Genomic DNA, 17546 nt, shown 5'->3' with positions numbered 1-17546 from the left:
AGTTCTGATTTTACTTCCACTTCTTACCTCATTTCTTTCTATCTTTGTCCTTTTCCACAACCAATCAAAAGCTTTCTCTAGAAGGCCTTCTATAGTTCTCTAGAAGCGTTCCCCTCATTTTTGTTATTTTTGCAGAATATGTTAGATAAACGTACTCTCCCTTCGGTTTGAAAAATTTAAGCCATTGACATCAGCTTTAAAATTCTTTGAATTTAAAAAAGAATAATATAATTTATACTCCTATTTTACATAAAATTATTGGTAAGGGGATAACAAAGTTGGTAGAAAATGCAGGCCTATATTTAGTTGACATAGAATCTGTATTAGATGGTAGTGCGAGGAGAGCCATTGAGGAAGGTATGGTTCCTGTAGGAAGAGTGATAATATTAAAAGATCTAATTGAGTATTTTTATAACCAAGCTAAAAAGGGAATGAGCATAGGATTTACTGGTTTAGATGAAATAAAGAAGATAGGTAATATAAAAAGAAGTGGAGTTCAAATAGATATAGTGGAAAGAGATAGAAAATTAACAAGAGAAATAACTTATGAAGAATTAAAAAAAGAAATTAGAGATTACGCTTGGAAATCAAGTGCTATTATAATAACAAGTGATTTGATGATGTTAGAATCCTCTGAAGCGTTAAATATACCTGTTCTATTTACAGGATCTAAGAAATCTGGAAAACTAAAAATAGAAGAATTTTTTGATGAGAAAACTATGAGTGTTCATTTGAAAGAAGGAGCTTTACCATTAGCAAAAATAGGTAAGCCTGGCAGTTGGATATTCGTTAAGCTGTCAGATAAAACCTTAGATAGGTCTCAAATTGAAGAAATGTCGAGAGAAATAATAGAAAGGGCCTCTACAATGGAGGAAGGATTTGTAGAAATAGATAGAACAGGATCCACAATAATTCAACTCAAAGATTATAGAATTATAATTACGAGACCTCCATTGAGCGATGGATGGGAAATAACGGCAGTAAGACCAATAGTCAGACTAAAGTTAGAAGATTATAATTTACCTGAAAAGTTAATGAAAAGACTGTTAGAAAGGGCTGAAGGAATTCTAATAAGCGGATCACCAGGAGCTGGTAAAACAACTTTTGCCCAGGCTCTTGCAGAATTTTATTCTAGCAAAGGAAAAATAGTGAAAACTATTGAATCCCCTAGAGATATGAGATTACCTCCTGATGTAACTCAATACTCGAAAACTTATGCAGAAATGACAGAACTCCATGATATATTACTTTTATCAAGACCTGATTATACATTCTTTGACGAATTGAGAGACGATGATGATTTTAAGCTCTATGTGGATTTGAGATTAGCAGGAATAGGCATGGTAGGTGTAACTCATGCTACATCACCAATAGATGCAATACAAAGAATCGCTACAAGGGTTGAACTGGGTATGATACCAAGTATAATTGATACCGTAATATTTATAAATAATGGAAGTGTTGAGAAAGTTTATGAATTAGAAATAACTGTAAGGCTTCCTACTGGGTTAAAAGAAGCTGAGTTAGCAAGACCTGTTGTTGAAGTGAAGAACTTTTTGACAGGTGAACTTGAATATGAATTATATACATTTGGAGAACAAACTATGGTAATTCCTGTAAGAAGAAAATATAGAGAAGGTAAAGGAGGTAAAACTAGCGTTAATTTATTGGAAGAGGATTTTTCATCTATATCAGATAAAATAAGTAGGCTAATTCCTAATGCTAAGACTGAAATAATCGAAGGTAGCCTTATTATAAGAATCCCTAGGCATTCAAGGGTTACAGCGAAAAAGGTAAAATCAATAAAGAAAATTGCAGATGAATATGGATTAGACTTAAAATTTATACCATTAGATTAGGAGGATAAAACTATTAATGATTAATTCCACAATTATATCGTTTCTCTATGTTGGTGTTATAATATTAATTGCTAAAATACTAGAAGAGGGCCTAAAAAAATTCTACATTCCAGCATTTGTTAGTATAATTATTTCTGGCATTATATTGGGGCCAGCAGTATTAAATTTTATAGTTCCAAATCAATCAATAAATTTTTTATCTCAACTAGGCATAACTTTTATTCTATTTCTTGCTGGAGCTGAGGAGTTTAATTTAAATGAAAGACCAAATATAAAATTATTTGTTGCATCTTTAATACAAGTATTGATTCCCATTACTTTTATTTTGTTATTTTTTAAACTAATAAACACTGAGAATGCTTTAATATTAGCTGTACCATTAGCTATGACAAGCACCGGTCCTCTTGCAAGAGCACTTTCTGATATGAATATTTCAAAAACAAAAACGGGAACTACACTCTTTTATCAAGCTGTGATAACTGAAATTATATTTATTATTTTATTTGTAGGATTTAGTCAAAAGACAAGGATATTAGAAGCTTTCATTGGAACTTCTTTAGTAATAATAGCTATCTTTGCTCTAGGACAAATATATTCGAAAATATTTTCAAAAATACTGTACTTATTAAAAGCAAGAGAAATTGAATTGGCATTAATAATATCAATAATTTTAATCGTAGGTTATTTCTCAGACTATTATGGTTTCAATGCCGCTATTTCAGCTCTTTTTCTAGGATATTTGTTTAGAGATTACTTCGAAGACAGACAAGAAATTTTAGAAAGAGTTCGGGGATTAACTTATGGTTTTTTCGAACCTATATTTTTTGCTGATATTGGATTAGAAGTTGTTAAGATAACAGCTAACATAGTTATAATGTCATTAATACTTGTTGGAATTGTCCTGTCATCTAAACTTTTTTCTGGGTATCTTTCTTCTGATATAATAAAATTTCAAAACAAATGGCTCAATTCGTGGGCCCAAACGGCCAAGGGCGGCGTTGATACATCATTGTTGCTTATTTCATTACTAAGCAATTATATAACTGGATATCAATATTCTTTTTCGGTTTTAACAATAGCTATAGTTGCAATAATATTCCCATTTGTTTTAAGAAAATGGAAGCTACCTGGAGAAAAAATTGAAAATATTAAGCTCTCAATGCCATTATCAACTATTAAAGTTGATAACTATGATATATTGCATTGCGATTCTACATTATCAGATGCTGCAAAAATATTTTCAAAAAGAGATATAAATGAAATTGTTGTTGTTAATCGTGATATGGTTCCAATTGGAGTTTTTTCTATAAGAAGCCTCATAGATGTAGATCCTAAGAATTATGAGAACACGATGATATGTGAAACCTATTTAAAACAAGTTGAAGTATTATTATATAATAATACTATAGGTGAAGCTATAAGAAGAATAAAAGATAAGGACGCCTATGTAATAGCTATAATTGATAAGGATGGTAAGTTAGTCTTCCCATTATATAGAAGAGATATATTAAGGATTTACAGCAGATAAAAATTTAGGTTTTATGTATAATATGATCTTGGTGGTAATGATTGAATAAAAATGATTTAGCTAGGTTCTCTAGACAATTATTAATGCAAGATATAGGATATGAAGGTATGGAAAAAATTATGAATTCCAAAATAGCTATTGTAGGCTGTGGTGCCTTGGGTTCAACCCAGGCAGAAATTTTAGCAAGGGCAGGAATTAAAAAAATCAAAATTATAGATAGAGATTATATAGATTTAAGTAATTTACATAGGACTCATATGATCACAGAAAAAGATGCTTTGGAATCATTACCTAAGGCTATTGCCTGTGAAAAGTGGATTAAAGAAATAGATCAAAGTATAAAGGTAGAAAGTGCTATAGATGAATTTGATTCTTTAAACGCCGAAAAGTTTTTAGAAGATGTAGATTTAATTCTTGATGGAACAGATAACCTAGAAGCTAGATTTTTAATTAATGATGTTTCAGTTAAACACAACATACCCTGGATTTATGCAGGCGTTAATTCGTGGTATGGTAATGTTATGTTCATAAAACCGAATCAAGGGCCTTGCCTTAGATGCCTTATACCTGAAATTAGCAATCAAAATGAGAGTTGCGATATTATACCTTCTATTGGAACTATAACTTCATTAGTTTCTTCCATATCTTCTAATTTAGCTATAAGATACTTAGCAGGTAATGAAGTGCCCTATGGTGTTTTATTTGTAATAGATGGAAGAGATGTGGGCATAGAAAAGATAAAAATAACTAAAAATGAGAAGTGTCCTACATGCGGTTTACATCACTATGAATTTTTAGAGAAAAAAACATTAAGAGGTGTAGTAAAGATTTGCGGAACGCATGCTGTAGAAATAAGGCCAGAAAAATTTGTTAATTTTGATTTTAGTAAAAAAATTAATAAAATTAAAGAAAAGTTTAATGTAATATCTATAAACAAATATAGTTTAAGAGTACAAAAAGATACTATTCAAATTGTTCTCATGAATAATGGCTTAGGCATGGTAGAAGGAATTGATGATATAAATACTGCAAAGAAAATATATGATGATCTCTTTAATATTTTAATTCAATAAGATTTAAAATTATTCTTTATTGATGTCTTCAAGTTTTTTGTTAATTGTTTCAACCCCATAAACATACCATAATATAGATGCTAGGCCCCCAATTCCCCATAATATGATATTATATATTAAATATTGCATTACATCAAAAGAAGCTGCATAAAAAATAGAGGCCGCGTATAAAATATATGGCAAAAGTCTTGAAATAGCTATTCCAGTTGATCTAAAGTTTGTTGGAAATATAACTGGTTCTAATGAGACTCTTGCAGCCCATGCAAATTCTCCAAATAATCCATTTATAAATAACAGGGCCAAAAATAATTGTAATACATTTTTGGCAAAAATATAATCAATAACCACAAATATCATAACTATGAAACCTCCCATATAAGAAAAAACAGCAAAAAATTTCGTGCCAATTCTTTTAATAATGCCTAATGAAATGAAACCACCAATACTTTCCCCTAAATTATAAATAACTAATAAAATTGAAGTCAATTTAGGAAACAGATAAGGACCTATAGTTAATGCTAATAAAGCATAAGTTAATGCTGTTGCAATGATCAAAGACGTTAAAAAGTAAATTTTAAACCATAGCTGTTCAATTTTAACCCTTTTTCCAATTTCTTTTTTCTTCTTAATCTCCCATCTCAATGATTCGGGTATCATTAACCTAAATACTAGCATTAATGATATTGATGCTATTAAAGATATCAAATAATAAAATCTTTCTTGTTCTATTGAAAGAAGACCTGCCTTTAATGAAATGATACCGCCTATTAAAACACCTACATTTGCAATGTTAGTTGTAAATATTAATACAATTTCTCTATATTTTATTGGAATCATTTCTGATAGATATGTTAAAAGCGTAGGCATTTCTCCTCCAAGACCTATTTGAGAAATAAGCAAGCCTAAAATCAAAACCAAAAAATTATTTGATACCAAAACTATTAAAGAACCTAATCCATACAATAATAATGTTAATATAAACATATTTTTTCTTCCTTTAGTATCAGCTAACCTTCCTATAACGATGTTTCCTATAATTGTTCCTATTGGAATCGAAAGAAATATGTATACGTAATAATTTTGAGGTACAAAGCTCCACGTAGTTGAAATTGAAGGTAAAGCTAAAACTAGGCCATAAATTAACATACTGAAAGATGAGGAAATTATTATTAGCCATTGATACTTATTTAAAGGCCCATAATCAATTCTGTTTATTTCATTCACAAATTTTCACCAAATAAAACGAATTGAATTAATAATATTAGCTCTGCTAAACGTTCAATAAAATTTAGGGATATGATTCTTCTATAGCCCCTAGTACATCAGTTATTGAATTTTTATATCCTAAATCATTTAGAGATCTTGATAATGCTGAGTAAGCTATCAATAAGTTATTTAGAGATGCTTGATATCCCATATGCCCAATTCTTGCAACTTTTCCTTCAAGTTTACCCCAACTACCTGCTATCATAACACCATATTTCTTCCTTGTTAATTCTCTTAATTCTTTATCATTAATGCCTTTAGGTAACAAAAAAGCTGTAACGCTTGGTGAAGAATAATATTCTTTTTCTGGATATAATTCTAGGCTAAGAGATTCTAATGCTTTTAAGGATGCTTTTTTTGCTAACTTATGCCTTTCGTAAACGCTTTCTAAACCTTCTTTAAATAAATTATTCAATGAAGTATCTAAAGCATAAATTAAAGTATCATTCATAGTGTAAGGAAATGTATCTTTATAATCAAACATTTCCTTCCATAAAGTTAAATTCATATAGTACCCTTGGTAGTTTACCTTTTTAATCTTTTCCCATGCATAATCACTTAATGCAACTATTGTTAAACCAGCAGGTACATTTAATGCCTTTTGAGATCCACCAATCATAATATCTATATTATCAAACTTTATTTCTGTTGTTGCTAAACTAGATACAGCATCAACGATAAGTAATGCTCCATGAGATTTAACAACTTTAGATATTTGATTTAAATCGTTCAAAATACCTGATGGTGTATCGCAATGCACTAAAGTAACAGTATCGATGTCTTTATTTTTTTCTAATGCTCTATCTATATCATTTGGGTCAGCACTTTTTCTCCAATCTAAACCCATCGTTAATGGAATACCTTTGTACATTTTAACTAAGTCTTTGAATCCATCGCCGTAAACACCATTATCTATAATTAAAACCTTGTCTCCTTGGTTTATTGTATTAGATATAGCTGTTTCCAAGCCTATCATTGCTTCACCTAACATTATATAAACATCACCCTTTTTCATATTTATTAAATTCTTTAGTTTGTTTCTTAAGTTATTATAGAAAACTATGAATTCTTCGTCTAAATCGGTATTTTTAGCCTTGGTAATCATACTTTGATAGATATCTAAAGGAACTTGAGTGGGACCTGGAGTTAGCAAAATTTCATCTGTGTAATATTTAACCATATTTTCACCATCTTACATACTATCTTTTTATAAAGTAAAAATTTTAAGTGTTTATTTTTCAATATTAATTGTGGAGAAAATGTGGAGTTTATTTTGTAAAAAATGTGGGTTTGAAGGAGAAGAAAATAAATATTATCCTTACTGCCCTGTTTGTAAATCATCACTTTATATAAAAGGTATACCACCAAAATTTAAACCCATACTTGGAGAAGGAAATACACCTATTGTTAAGGAAAGTATTAATAAAAATGATGTTTATTTTAAGCTTGAGTATCTAAATCCAACTGGTAGCTTTAAGGATAGGGGGGTATCATATAGCTTACAACTTGCTTCTCAATTAAAATACAAGTGCTCTGTAGAAGACTCTAGCGGAAATACTGGTATATCTACAGCAGCTTTTTCATCAAGGCTAGGAATTAAAAGCAAAATAGTTATACCAAAATACGCACCTCCTGGAAAAAAATCAATTCTAAGATCTTTGGGAGCTGAAGTTATAGAATCAGAAACAAGAGATGAAGCCTCAAATATTGCTGAAGAATTATCAAGGGAATGTTTTTATGTATCTCATGCTAGAAATCCTTTCTTCATTGAAGGTATGAAAAGTATTGCTGAAGAAATTAAACATATTAATCCCAGAGGTATTGTAGTTCCAACTTCCAGTTTTTCATTATTTTTAGGAACATATTATGGATTAAAAGAAATCGGAATAAATGCCAAAATGTTTGCAGTTCAAGGAAAAGAAACAGCTTCTTTAAGGGAATTTATAGAACCTATATATGAATCTAAAGGAAAAGAATCAAAGCTAGCTGATGGACTCGCATTAAAAAAAGCACCAAGGATTTATGATGCATTAAGCGTTATTAAAGAAAGTAATGGTGGGCTATTAGTTATAGATGATGAGGAAATTAAACTTGGTTTAAAAAAACTATGGAATTTAGGTTATATGGTAGAGCCTACATCAGCTGTATCTTATATAGCACTAATTAAACTTAACGAATTGAATTATGATATAAACAGATATGTAGCAATGCTTACAGGTAATGGGCTTAAATTTTATGACTTAATTGAAAAAATAATAAGCAAAATATAAATCAGTTTTTTAAATTGTACTTATTTAAAGCATTATAATTTCTAATATAATGAAACTAATCATTCTTTTTGTTCGTGAACAGTAGTTAATAAATTTTAAAAATTAATTTTAAAAATTAAATAATTGTATAGAAATAAAGTATTAACTTGAGTAAGACTAAAAATTAAATCTATTAATAATACCATATTAATTTAGTTGTAATACTTAATCCAGGTATACATCTTTATTTTAGTTATTTGGTATGAACTAAATCGTTATTAATGTTAAGTTTATAAAAATAAATAGGCAAGGTGGCCTATATGGTTTTAAATAGAAAGAAGAAAGGTATGGTTGGTATTGATACTGCTATAATTTTAATTGCCTTCGTATTGGTGGCTGCTGCAGTTGCATTTGTTGTATTAGATATGGGTATGACATCAGCGACAAAGGCAAAGCAGACAATGGTTAACGGATTACAACAAGCTTCCACAGCATTAGAAGTCAATGGAGAAATACTAGGACTAACAAATACTACGAGCACTAGTTCAAATACTACGAGCACTAGTTCAAATACTACGAGCACTAGTTCTTCAATAATTGGAGTAGAAGAATTGGCTATACCTTTAGGTGTGACACCAGGTACAGGTTACGTTTCATTTGATAATGCTACTTTTGTAGTATCATTTACTGATCAACATGGATCATATCCAAATATATATATAGGTGTTAGCAAACAATTAATCTCATCATCAACTAGCTTGTATAGCTTATATAAACCACAAAATTATTATCCTACAGCAACAGCCTATTTCTTAACAGGTAACGTAACTCCAACAGTTTTAGGGCCCTATGGACAAGCTCTATTAGTAATAAACTTACCTACCAGCGGCAACTTAACTGCATATCATAGCTTTACAGTAACAATAAAACCAAGTGTAGGTGGAGCATTAACAGTATCAAGAATTATACCTCCTGACACACCACAAAACACCACAATAGATTTAGGATAAACTTCATATTTCATTTTTTATTTTTATATTAATTATATAATTTTTATATTAAAATGGTTTTATTATATTTCACTATTTTTATTTTTAAAATTTACTGATAAGTTAGTTCACATGAAGAATAAGTACCAACTTCAGTATATACAGAAACCTTATATAGATTGCCAGGCGTTAAGGCAAATGTTTGTATATATATCGGTAACGCTTTTCCTGGAGGAATCTTTACTAATAAGCTGGTATTGCTAGCATCTTCTAGCCCATTTTGATCATAGAGATAAGCTGATGTAATTACGGCGTTTGATTTTCCTATATTTTGCACATATGCCACGATTGTTATGAGACCATTTTGGTTCTGAAATGAGAAACATTGCACTACGCTTATACTTTCGTTAGTAAGCTGAAATTGCGTTGTACCTATAATATACATAATTTTTGGAACATTAATTACAATAATAATAACTAACACGAGTATTGCAATTAACATTATTATAGCACTTTTCCCATTTTCTTCCGGTACTTTTATTTTGGGCAATTTCGGTCTTCTCATATAAATCACATTTTTATTTTTACTCTAGCTAGGTATTACAGGGGTTAAGGTATACTCATAAATAAAAATGCTCACAAAAAGGAAAATTTATTTGTATTTTTGTAACTAAAATGTTATATAGCTCAGGGGAAACTATATGAAATTAAATAAAAGTTCAATTAAATACAAATATAATTAAGGTGATTGTATTGCCTAAAACTTATTTATACGTAAGCGGAAACAATAAAACGGCTAGAAAAATTAAGATCGAGTCTTACCTGTTAACATCTATGTTTCTTTTAATAGAAATTTTAGGAATACTCTTTATATTAATGAAACCATATAGCATGTTATATTTTATTTTGGGATTGGCTCTAATTGTATTATCATCAATAAACATTCCTATACCAGCAATTATTGGATATAGGATTAAGGGAGGTTGTTCAATCCCTTTCAGGAAAAAGACCTGGCTAAGATTAACAAAAAAATATTATCAGGATTTATATTATATAAGCTATCAAATAAACATAAAATTATTGGGAGGTGTGAGCAATTGAGTCAACCTCCTCAAACACCTCCTATTGAGAAAAAACAAGATGATTCTGTTAAGGAAATAGCTGAAGCGTTAAGGGATGCTACCTCCCAATTAAGAGCTATAATAAATGATCTAACTAATCCTTTGCTCAGAGTAAGTTTACAATCACAAGCCCAACAAAGTAATATTCAACCACAAAGTGGTAATCAATCAAGATCACAACAAGTAGTAAATAGTGAGACCATACAGCAAACATCTAAAAACTTGCAATCTCCAAATGAAGAAATTGAATTAAAGGAGTCAATTCAAAAGATACAGACAGAAAAACAGCCAGAAAAAATTATTAGAAAAGAAGTAATAAAAACTGGAGAAGAGAGAAGAGAAAAAATCGAAACTACGAACGTTTTTAAACTTCTTTCTTTGGTTTCAGATTTATATATGCTTCCTAAAGAGTTTTTTGAGCAAGCCATAGATGCTATGAAATCTCTAGGTTACTTAACACAACAAGAAGCAGACGCTACTAAGAAACTTTTAAATGTAATGATAATGGCTGGAGATAAGGGTTTAACTCCAAATGAATCACTAGCATTAGTTGCTTTAATGCTTAATGAATTAAGCGGAGAGAATAATGAGCTTGTTAAGGATTCTCTTAGTAAAATTGTAATTAATAAATTAAAGAGACAAGAAGAGGTTAGATAATGAGCGATGTGCCAATTAGCCATACAATATTTTTATTAGTTACTATAATATTAGTTAGCGCTGTAAGCTCAGTAGTAATAGTAAAAACATATCAAATCATGTCTTCATATTCACAAAATGCTGAGGCTATAAGCCAACAACTATCAACATCATTAAGTATTGTATATGGGTATTATAATCAAACTATCAATGGATACGTCATATATGTGAGAGACAATGGAATGGAAACGTTAACTCAAGCATCTTTTTCTAGGATACAAATATATTTAGGATCAGTTAACTCAACTATGGGTTTTTATACTTATAATCCTAGTGGCGGTTTAGGATATTGGAATATTTACAAAATAATTGGTGGGAATAATAATGATATGACGCCTGGATCTACCGCAATTATCTATGTTTATACAGGTGCAAATTATGGTAAAACTATTCAAGTTTCTATATCTTTGCCAAATGGGCAAACATTTAGCAATGTTGTGCAATCAACACCATAGGTGATATTTTTGGGAATAGAAATTGCCGTTGGTATGGTAATTGCCGCGGTTGCATTAGTTGTAGTTCTTGGATCATTAGCCTCTCTTATTTTAACGGGATATAAAATTTCAATATCAAATCTAAATATTAATGTTCAGGATGAGATTAAAATTACTGGAGCTATTCTTGAAAGCAATAATCAAACCCTATTAGTTAATATAACAAATATCGGAAGCAATTTAATTTATGATATAAATAAATTTGACATAATAGTTGAATATAATTCTACGAATAAAACCCAGGTTGTAACACTTCTTCAATATAATGTTTCTTGGTTTCCAATAGAAATTTTTGTAAATTCATATAGTTCTCCATATATTTCCTATAATGGTATTTTACCTGGAGAAACTTTAGAGATAAAAATAAACTTACCTAATCAAGCTAATAGAAACTATCCATTAGTAATAGTGGTATCACCCCTAAAAGGTATTGAAGCAACTTATACATACTAGGTGAAAAAAGTGTGCAGATACTCAGCACAGGTAACGAAGAAATTGATCAAAGACTAGCTGGCGGAATCCCACATCCAAGTTTTATAGTTATAGAAGGTTCTCATGGAAGTGGAAAAACTGGAATAGCGTTATTGTTCACGCAGGCATATTTAAGATCTGGTTTTAGGGTTACCTATTTTACTAGTGAAGGGGATAGCTATAGTTTTATAACTAAGGCAGCACAATCTGGTTTTGATTTTTTAGACTATTTTGCGAAAGGAAACTTATACATATATAATATGAGTGTAGGTTTGTCACTAAATGAAAATTTTGCTAATATTTTGCTTAAGCAATTAGCGAACATATTAATAAAAGACTTCATTAAAACAGAAGCTATAATAATTGATAGTCTTTCTTACCTGGCTGAGGCGTCTGCAGATTATGTTAGATTAGCTATAGAAACTTTTAGAAGAATTTCCGATGAAGGTAAAAGCGTTGTAGTAACTTTTCATCCAAATTCATTTCAACAAGAAGTAGACTTGATGATGAAAAACTCTGCTGATGGTTATATAAAACTAACGGAGGCCAGCATCGCAGGAAGAAGACTTAAAGTTATGAATATAATAAAATTAAAGGGACTTCAATCTGGAGCGCAAAGCAATATAACATTTGATATAGATCCAGCTTTCGGGATAAAGGTTATACCAATAGTTGTTTCTTAAGCGGGGATAATAATGGCAATTAAATTAAACATATTTAAAAGGAAAAAAAGTGAAATAGAAGCCAAAGAACCAGACTTCGGAGAGAAACCTGATTATTTAGACAATTATATGAAAAGTGTTGAAAATCCTCCTCAATATATAAGCAAACCAGATTCTAGTATGAGAAAACTAAGAGAATTTAATTTTATTTATCCTGTTGGAGGAGGGGTATTTATACATGTTTTATCCGTAAAAGGAAGCGATATGGGTAAATATATTGTTATTGAACCTCCTAAGCCTAATAATGAAATTTTAAGACTTGTAGACATAGCTCTTGCTAATAAAATTCATGAAGAAGCGCCTGAAAACGCTCAAGAAAGGAAAAAAATGTTGCTTAAACTTATTGATGAAATATTAGAACCGACTAACAAAGAAATAGACTATAAAACCATGATGAATTCCTTCTATATTGAAAAAATTCCTGTAAAAAGAGAAGCGATAAATTATTTAAAGTATCACATAATAAGGGATAAGATTGGAGTTGGGGTTCTAGAACCATTTTTAAGAGATCCGTTTTTGGAAGATATATCATGCAGTGGTGTTGGTCCAATATATGTTGTCCATAAAATTTTTAATAGATTAGCCAGCAATTTGGGTTTTAAATCCCTTGATGAATTGGATGCTTTTGTTTTAAGATTAGGAGAAAAAATTGGTAAGCCTATAACCAGGGCTAGACCAATAGTTGATGCTAGCTTGCCTGATGGTAGCAGATTAAATATTGTTTTTGGTTCAGACGTTAGCTTAAATGGAACTAATTTTACTATAAGAAAATTTTCTCAAATACCAATAAGTGTTACTCAACTAATAGATTGGAACACTATAGATGAAAGGGTTGGAGCATACACTTGGATGCTTTTAAGAGAAGGGATGAGCGGTTTTATATGTGGAGAAACTGCATCAGGTAAAACAACTGCTTTGAATGCGATAGCTGCATTTATTAAACCTACAAATAAAATTGTAACAATAGAAGATACTGCTGAAATACAATTACCTCATTCGAATTGGACTAGAGAGCTTGCAAGAGATACTGGAAAACCAGAAACAAGTGTAACTTTATTTGATTTACTAAGGGCAGCATTAAGGCAAAGACCAGATTATATAATAGTTGGAGAAATAAGAGGTGCAGAAGGAGCCATAGCATTTCAGGCCATGCAATGTATAAAAGAGGGTAAAATAATACTAGAAAATGAGATAAAAAATATCAAGGATTTATTTAATTTTTATAAAAGCAAATTTGGTAGCGAAATAATAGATGGCAAAGAAATAGTTTATGTTAAAAATGAAGAAATCAAAATCCCTTCATATAATAATGGGAAAATAGTTAAAGCCAAGCTCGTAGCTATTTCTAGGATGCCAAAAGAAAAATTAATAAGAATTGAACTGGAAGATGGTAACGTTTTTGATGTAACAAAAAATCATAAATTTATAACGAACTATGGTGAAATTGAGGCCAATCAAATAGTAAATTTATTAAAAAATAACAAAGAGGTATATGTTAAAAGAATTAAAAATTTTAAAACGACAAAGAAACAGATTAAGTTTAAAGAAGCTACATTGAACATATCAAACCCATTATTTTGGTATTTAATTGGAATAATTTTAGGAAGCTACGTTAGTTATAGAAAGGGGAAGTTCATACTAAAAACTGCTAATAAATTAGAAGAATTTATGACAATTGATAACCTACCAATAATTCCAATGAGGAAGTCAGGTAGAAAATATTACTATTATGAGTTAGAATTGTTTTTTGTTGATTGGCTTCTAAAAAATAACTTCATAGAATTTGATGGAAAAAAGATCAAAATCAAAATACCTAATATTGATTTTAATGTAGCAAAGTTAATTATTTCAGGCTTTGTATTTTCTACTGCAATCTCATCGATTAAAAATCCCATTATAATAAACTTCGAAGAAAATGAGGAGATCTTATACGCAATCAATACGTTAAAAAAATTATTTTATAAAGAACCAAAATTCTATCAAAGAGGAAAAATAGCAAATAAATTACTTAAAATTTTTAAAAATAAAATTTCTTATGAAGATCTTACCAATTATAGGATTAACTCTTACAGCGATGTATCAATTAAATTTATAAAAATTAATGAAGATAAATTAAATATTTACATTAGTAAACTTTGGTATTCAGGATATATGTTTTCGTTAGATTTAGTTAAATCGAAATACAGAATTATTTATGAAGACAATAAAGAATTCGTAAAAATAATAAAAGCTGATTATAGTATTGAAGATTATACGTATGATTTAATGTTAGAAGGAGCAAAATATTATATAGGTTTTAATAATGGCTATCCAATACCATTAGAAGACACAGGTCATCCTGTTATGGCCACATTTCATGCTGGAGACTTAACAAGGTTAATTCAAAGACTCACTGGAAATCCTATAAATATACCTAAACCGTATATGGATAATTTAAATTTTGCATGGTTCCAGGCATCAACTTATTCAAAGACAGGTTTATTGGTAAGAAGACAAACATCTTTATATGAGCTAGTAGGTTATGATCCAAATACAGACCAAGTAAGCGCTATTCCAATATTTAACTGGGATCCGAGTACTGACAAGTTCCTTTTCTCAGGTAAGGGATCTTCTTATTTGCTTGAGGAAAAAATAGCTAGAATGAGAGGGTTGAGTAGAAAGAATTACGGACTTATTTATGACGAGCTCGACTTAAGAGCAAAATATTTAAGGGAACTAGTAAATAAAAAAGTATTTGATTATTATAAAGTTTTCAAGGCAATCACTATTGCGGAATCTATAGGAATAGAAAATGCATTAAAAGAATTAGTTTCTGGGAGGCTAAATCTAAATGATTAATTTAATACATTTTATCAAAACAAAGTTAAAATTAACGATTTTTATAACTTTGGGTTTAATTGCTACAGGCTTGATTATTTTAATAATAGATAGACCTTTTCTTTATATTGGACTCGGAATAGTAATTTCCGGAATATTATTTTATTTATTATTTTATTTAAAAAATAGAAGCTATGTGAAAATAGATTATGATTTATTATATTCTATTATGCATATGTATTCGATTTCAACAGGTTCTCAACCTCCAGGAGTAGTTTTAAAAATTGCAGGAGAAGGTCCTCATGGAAGGTATTCAAAGGTATTAAAGAGAGCTGGAGAGCTTTCCAAAAAATGGGGTTATACGGTACCAGAAGCTGTTAGCTTGATTGCTTTAAGAGAGAAAAATAAAGCATTTAAAGAGTTTTTAGAAAGGTTTGCAGTCGTATCCTCTGTTGGAGAAGAGCTCGTAACTTTCTTAAAAGTAGAATTCGACACATTGAAGTTTAATTTTGAGAATATTTATAATAGATCATTAGATTCTTTAAATGTCCTATACGGCGTATATACATCAACGATGGTTTCTGTTATTTTTGCAATATCTACATTGCTAATGTTATCATTTTTCTTTGGCGGAGGAAGTCTTAAAATGATCCTAATGGGTTACATATCTGCAATGTTTATTATTATTATATTGGGTTCATTGGTTATTTTAAAAGCGCCTAAAGATTACTTTGAAGCAAAAGCATCAAGAAATCCTGTAGCACAATTTGCTGATATACTAGCAATAGTCGCTATTATTATTGGAATGATTCTATCATATTATATTATAAACGATGCAATAAATTATGTAACTTTAGGTTTTTCAATGCTTATAATAGGCTTATTGTTAATACCTGCAGGATATATAATAAATAATATGGAAAACATAATTAATGATTATGATACATTTTTCCCAGTAATGATTAGAAGTTTAGGCACATACCTTTCACAAGTACCAAATTTGAAACAAGCAATCAAAGATTTAGCAAAGGTTGAACTGGGAAAATTAAAGAATTTATTAAAGAAATTAAATTCTGCTCTGTTTCTTGGCGTTGAAAACGACATTGCAATGCAAAAGTTCGGTTTAGATACAAACAGTGAAACTATATATAGATCTCTAAAGATATTTTCTGATACAGATAAATATGGCGGAGATTTGTTAAATGTAGGGGTCGTATTATCAGATTTTGATAATATGATACTCTCTTTAAGGCAAAAAAAATTACAAGTTTTTGGGAATTTCTTTTCGGCTTTAATAATAATGCACGCAAGTATCATAGCTATATTAGAATTTATGTCATTAATAACATATTATTTTAATAGCCTCTTAGTTCCTTTAAGCTCCGGTCTTTCTTCAACTTTCCCTGGATTTATCTCCCCTCAGCCTGGCATGGTGGTTTTTCTTAACTTAGGTACTATCGCTTTTTCTGTAATACTTGCAGTAATTAATTCGTATATATTAGCAATAACAAAGGTAGGAAGTGTAAGATCATTTTATCTATTTTTAGCTATAATGTTTATTTTAACGGGATTAACATTAGTTGGTGTAGATGCTATAACTATGCATATGTTTCATCTATTTCCAGTTACATCTACTCCTCAAATCTAATTATCTTTGATATTTACCCATTAATAGTCCGTAACCGATCACTTTTCCTTTGATTAAATTAATAAGTTTGTCTGCGTTCACTTCTCCCTTAATATTTAGTTGATCAACATTTAGAGCATGTAGCGCAAAGTAATATCTATGAACACCATGACCTCTTGGAGGACATGGGCCATCGTAGCCAATCTCACCAAAATCATTTTTACCTTGTTTTCCGACTCCTTCTACAACTACATTTTTCTGTATAGCTTCATACAATGAATTTAAAGATGAAGGAATATCGTATAAAACCCAATGAATAAATGTCTTCATTGGAGCATCAGGATCATAAACTATTAATGCATAACTTTTCGCTTCACTCAATCCATTCCATTTAAGTCTTGGACTTATGTTGTCTCCATCGCATGTAAACCTTTTTGGTATAGTTTCACCATTTTTAAAATCATCAGAAGTTAAACTAAATTCGTTTCCATCTTTCAACAAATACTCTCTGGGCATTTTAATCCCCGTTCTATAGTGACGCTCAAAAAATATAAATTGGTCGGTTGAGACAGGTATCATCACCTATCAGACCCGTGGCAACCTCATTCCATAAAAATAGTTTATTAAAAAATTA

The 17546-nt window shown here is 30.0% G+C and carries 16 protein-coding genes; 12 read left to right on the top strand and 4 right to left on the bottom strand.

Annotation, left to right across the window (positions count from 1 at the left end; translation table 11 throughout):
- The first annotated feature begins 278 nt into the window (after positions 1 to 278).
- The 3 genes from ACP5GV_RS02605 to ACP5GV_RS02595 are packed head-to-tail and all read left to right on the top strand — an operon-like array spanning position 279 to position 4460.
- Positions 279 to 1859, top strand: coding sequence for an ATPase, T2SS/T4P/T4SS family (locus tag ACP5GV_RS02605; RefSeq protein ID WP_428090243.1), 1581 nt, complete (start codon positions 279 to 281; stop codon positions 1857 to 1859).
- Positions 1860 to 1875: 16 nt separating this feature from the next.
- On the top strand, positions 1876 to 3387 hold the full coding sequence (locus ACP5GV_RS02600) for a cation:proton antiporter (protein WP_428102075.1): 1512 nt from the start codon (positions 1876 to 1878) through the stop codon (positions 3385 to 3387).
- Between the two features lie 41 nt (positions 3388 to 3428).
- Complete coding sequence (locus ACP5GV_RS02595) at positions 3429 to 4460, top strand: ThiF family adenylyltransferase (RefSeq protein ID WP_428102072.1); 1032 nt, start codon at positions 3429 to 3431, stop codon at positions 4458 to 4460.
- A gap of 9 nt (positions 4461 to 4469) precedes the next feature.
- Here ACP5GV_RS02595 and ACP5GV_RS02590 read toward each other — a convergent pair whose 3' ends face one another.
- Positions 4470 to 5684, bottom strand: a complete 1215-nt coding sequence (locus ACP5GV_RS02590; protein ID WP_428090238.1) for an MFS transporter — start codon at positions 5682 to 5684, stop codon at positions 4470 to 4472.
- A gap of 64 nt (positions 5685 to 5748) precedes the next feature.
- Complete coding sequence (locus ACP5GV_RS02585; protein WP_428069569.1) at positions 5749 to 6906, bottom strand: pyridoxal-phosphate-dependent aminotransferase family protein; 1158 nt, start codon at positions 6904 to 6906, stop codon at positions 5749 to 5751.
- 79 nt (positions 6907 to 6985) lie between these two features.
- Between ACP5GV_RS02585 and ACP5GV_RS02580 the strand changes: the two genes are divergently transcribed.
- A complete protein-coding gene (locus tag ACP5GV_RS02580) occupies positions 6986 to 7996 on the top strand; it encodes a PLP-dependent lyase/thiolase (protein WP_428069579.1) in 1011 nt (336 codons plus the stop codon).
- Positions 7997 to 8295: 299 nt separating this feature from the next.
- On the top strand, positions 8296 to 8985 hold the full coding sequence (locus ACP5GV_RS02575; RefSeq protein WP_428102070.1) for an archaellin/type IV pilin N-terminal domain-containing protein: 690 nt from the start codon (positions 8296 to 8298) through the stop codon (positions 8983 to 8985).
- 91 nt (positions 8986 to 9076) lie between these two features.
- Here the strand turns inward: ACP5GV_RS02575 and ACP5GV_RS02570 are convergent, their stop codons facing one another.
- Positions 9077 to 9529, bottom strand: a complete 453-nt coding sequence (locus tag ACP5GV_RS02570; protein WP_428069565.1) for a hypothetical protein — start codon at positions 9527 to 9529, stop codon at positions 9077 to 9079.
- A 188-nt stretch (positions 9530 to 9717) separates the two neighbouring features.
- On the opposite strand from ACP5GV_RS02570, the gene ACP5GV_RS02565 reads away from it, so the two are divergent.
- From ACP5GV_RS02565 to ACP5GV_RS02535, 7 genes are all read left to right on the top strand, one after another.
- Complete coding sequence (locus ACP5GV_RS02565; RefSeq protein ID WP_292319122.1) at positions 9718 to 10065, top strand: hypothetical protein; 348 nt, start codon at positions 9718 to 9720, stop codon at positions 10063 to 10065.
- Positions 10062 to 10742, top strand: a complete 681-nt coding sequence (locus tag ACP5GV_RS02560) for a hypothetical protein (RefSeq protein ID WP_428069563.1) — start codon at positions 10062 to 10064, stop codon at positions 10740 to 10742. Before ACP5GV_RS02565 ends, ACP5GV_RS02560 begins: the two co-directional genes overlap by 4 nt.
- Positions 10742 to 11236, top strand: coding sequence for a hypothetical protein (locus tag ACP5GV_RS02555; RefSeq protein ID WP_428102067.1), 495 nt, complete (start codon positions 10742 to 10744; stop codon positions 11234 to 11236). The genes ACP5GV_RS02560 and ACP5GV_RS02555 overlap by 1 nt, the downstream gene beginning before the upstream one ends.
- Before the next feature lie 9 nt (positions 11237 to 11245).
- Positions 11246 to 11728, top strand: coding sequence for a hypothetical protein (locus ACP5GV_RS02550; RefSeq protein WP_428069561.1), 483 nt, complete (start codon positions 11246 to 11248; stop codon positions 11726 to 11728).
- An 11-nt stretch (positions 11729 to 11739) separates the two neighbouring features.
- Positions 11740 to 12429 carry an ATPase domain-containing protein gene (locus ACP5GV_RS02545; RefSeq protein ID WP_428102065.1) on the top strand — a complete coding sequence of 230 codons (690 nt, stop codon included), beginning with the start codon at positions 11740 to 11742 and terminating at the stop codon, positions 12427 to 12429.
- 12 nt (positions 12430 to 12441) lie between these two features.
- The gene (locus ACP5GV_RS02540) at positions 12442 to 15306 is read left to right on the top strand and encodes an ATPase, T2SS/T4P/T4SS family (RefSeq protein WP_428102063.1); all 2865 of its coding nucleotides are present in this window, start codon (positions 12442 to 12444) and stop codon (positions 15304 to 15306) included.
- 70 nt (positions 15307 to 15376) lie between these two features.
- Positions 15377 to 16933, top strand: a complete 1557-nt coding sequence (locus ACP5GV_RS02535; RefSeq protein WP_428102061.1) for a flagellar protein J — start codon at positions 15377 to 15379, stop codon at positions 16931 to 16933.
- Here ACP5GV_RS02535 and ACP5GV_RS02530 read toward each other — a convergent pair whose 3' ends face one another.
- Positions 16934 to 17428 (bottom strand): YbhB/YbcL family Raf kinase inhibitor-like protein, encoded by a 495-nt coding sequence (locus tag ACP5GV_RS02530; RefSeq protein WP_428069554.1) that lies wholly within the window; start codon positions 17426 to 17428, stop codon positions 16934 to 16936.
- Positions 17429 to 17546: the final 118 nt, after the last annotated feature.

Origin of the sequence: Caldisphaera sp. (genome assembly GCF_049974385.1) — an archaeon.
Classification (GTDB): Archaea; Thermoproteota; Thermoprotei_A; order Sulfolobales; family Acidilobaceae; genus Caldisphaera.
Note: the sequence above shows the minus strand (reverse complement) of the source record. Positions and strands in the feature narration are given on the sequence as shown.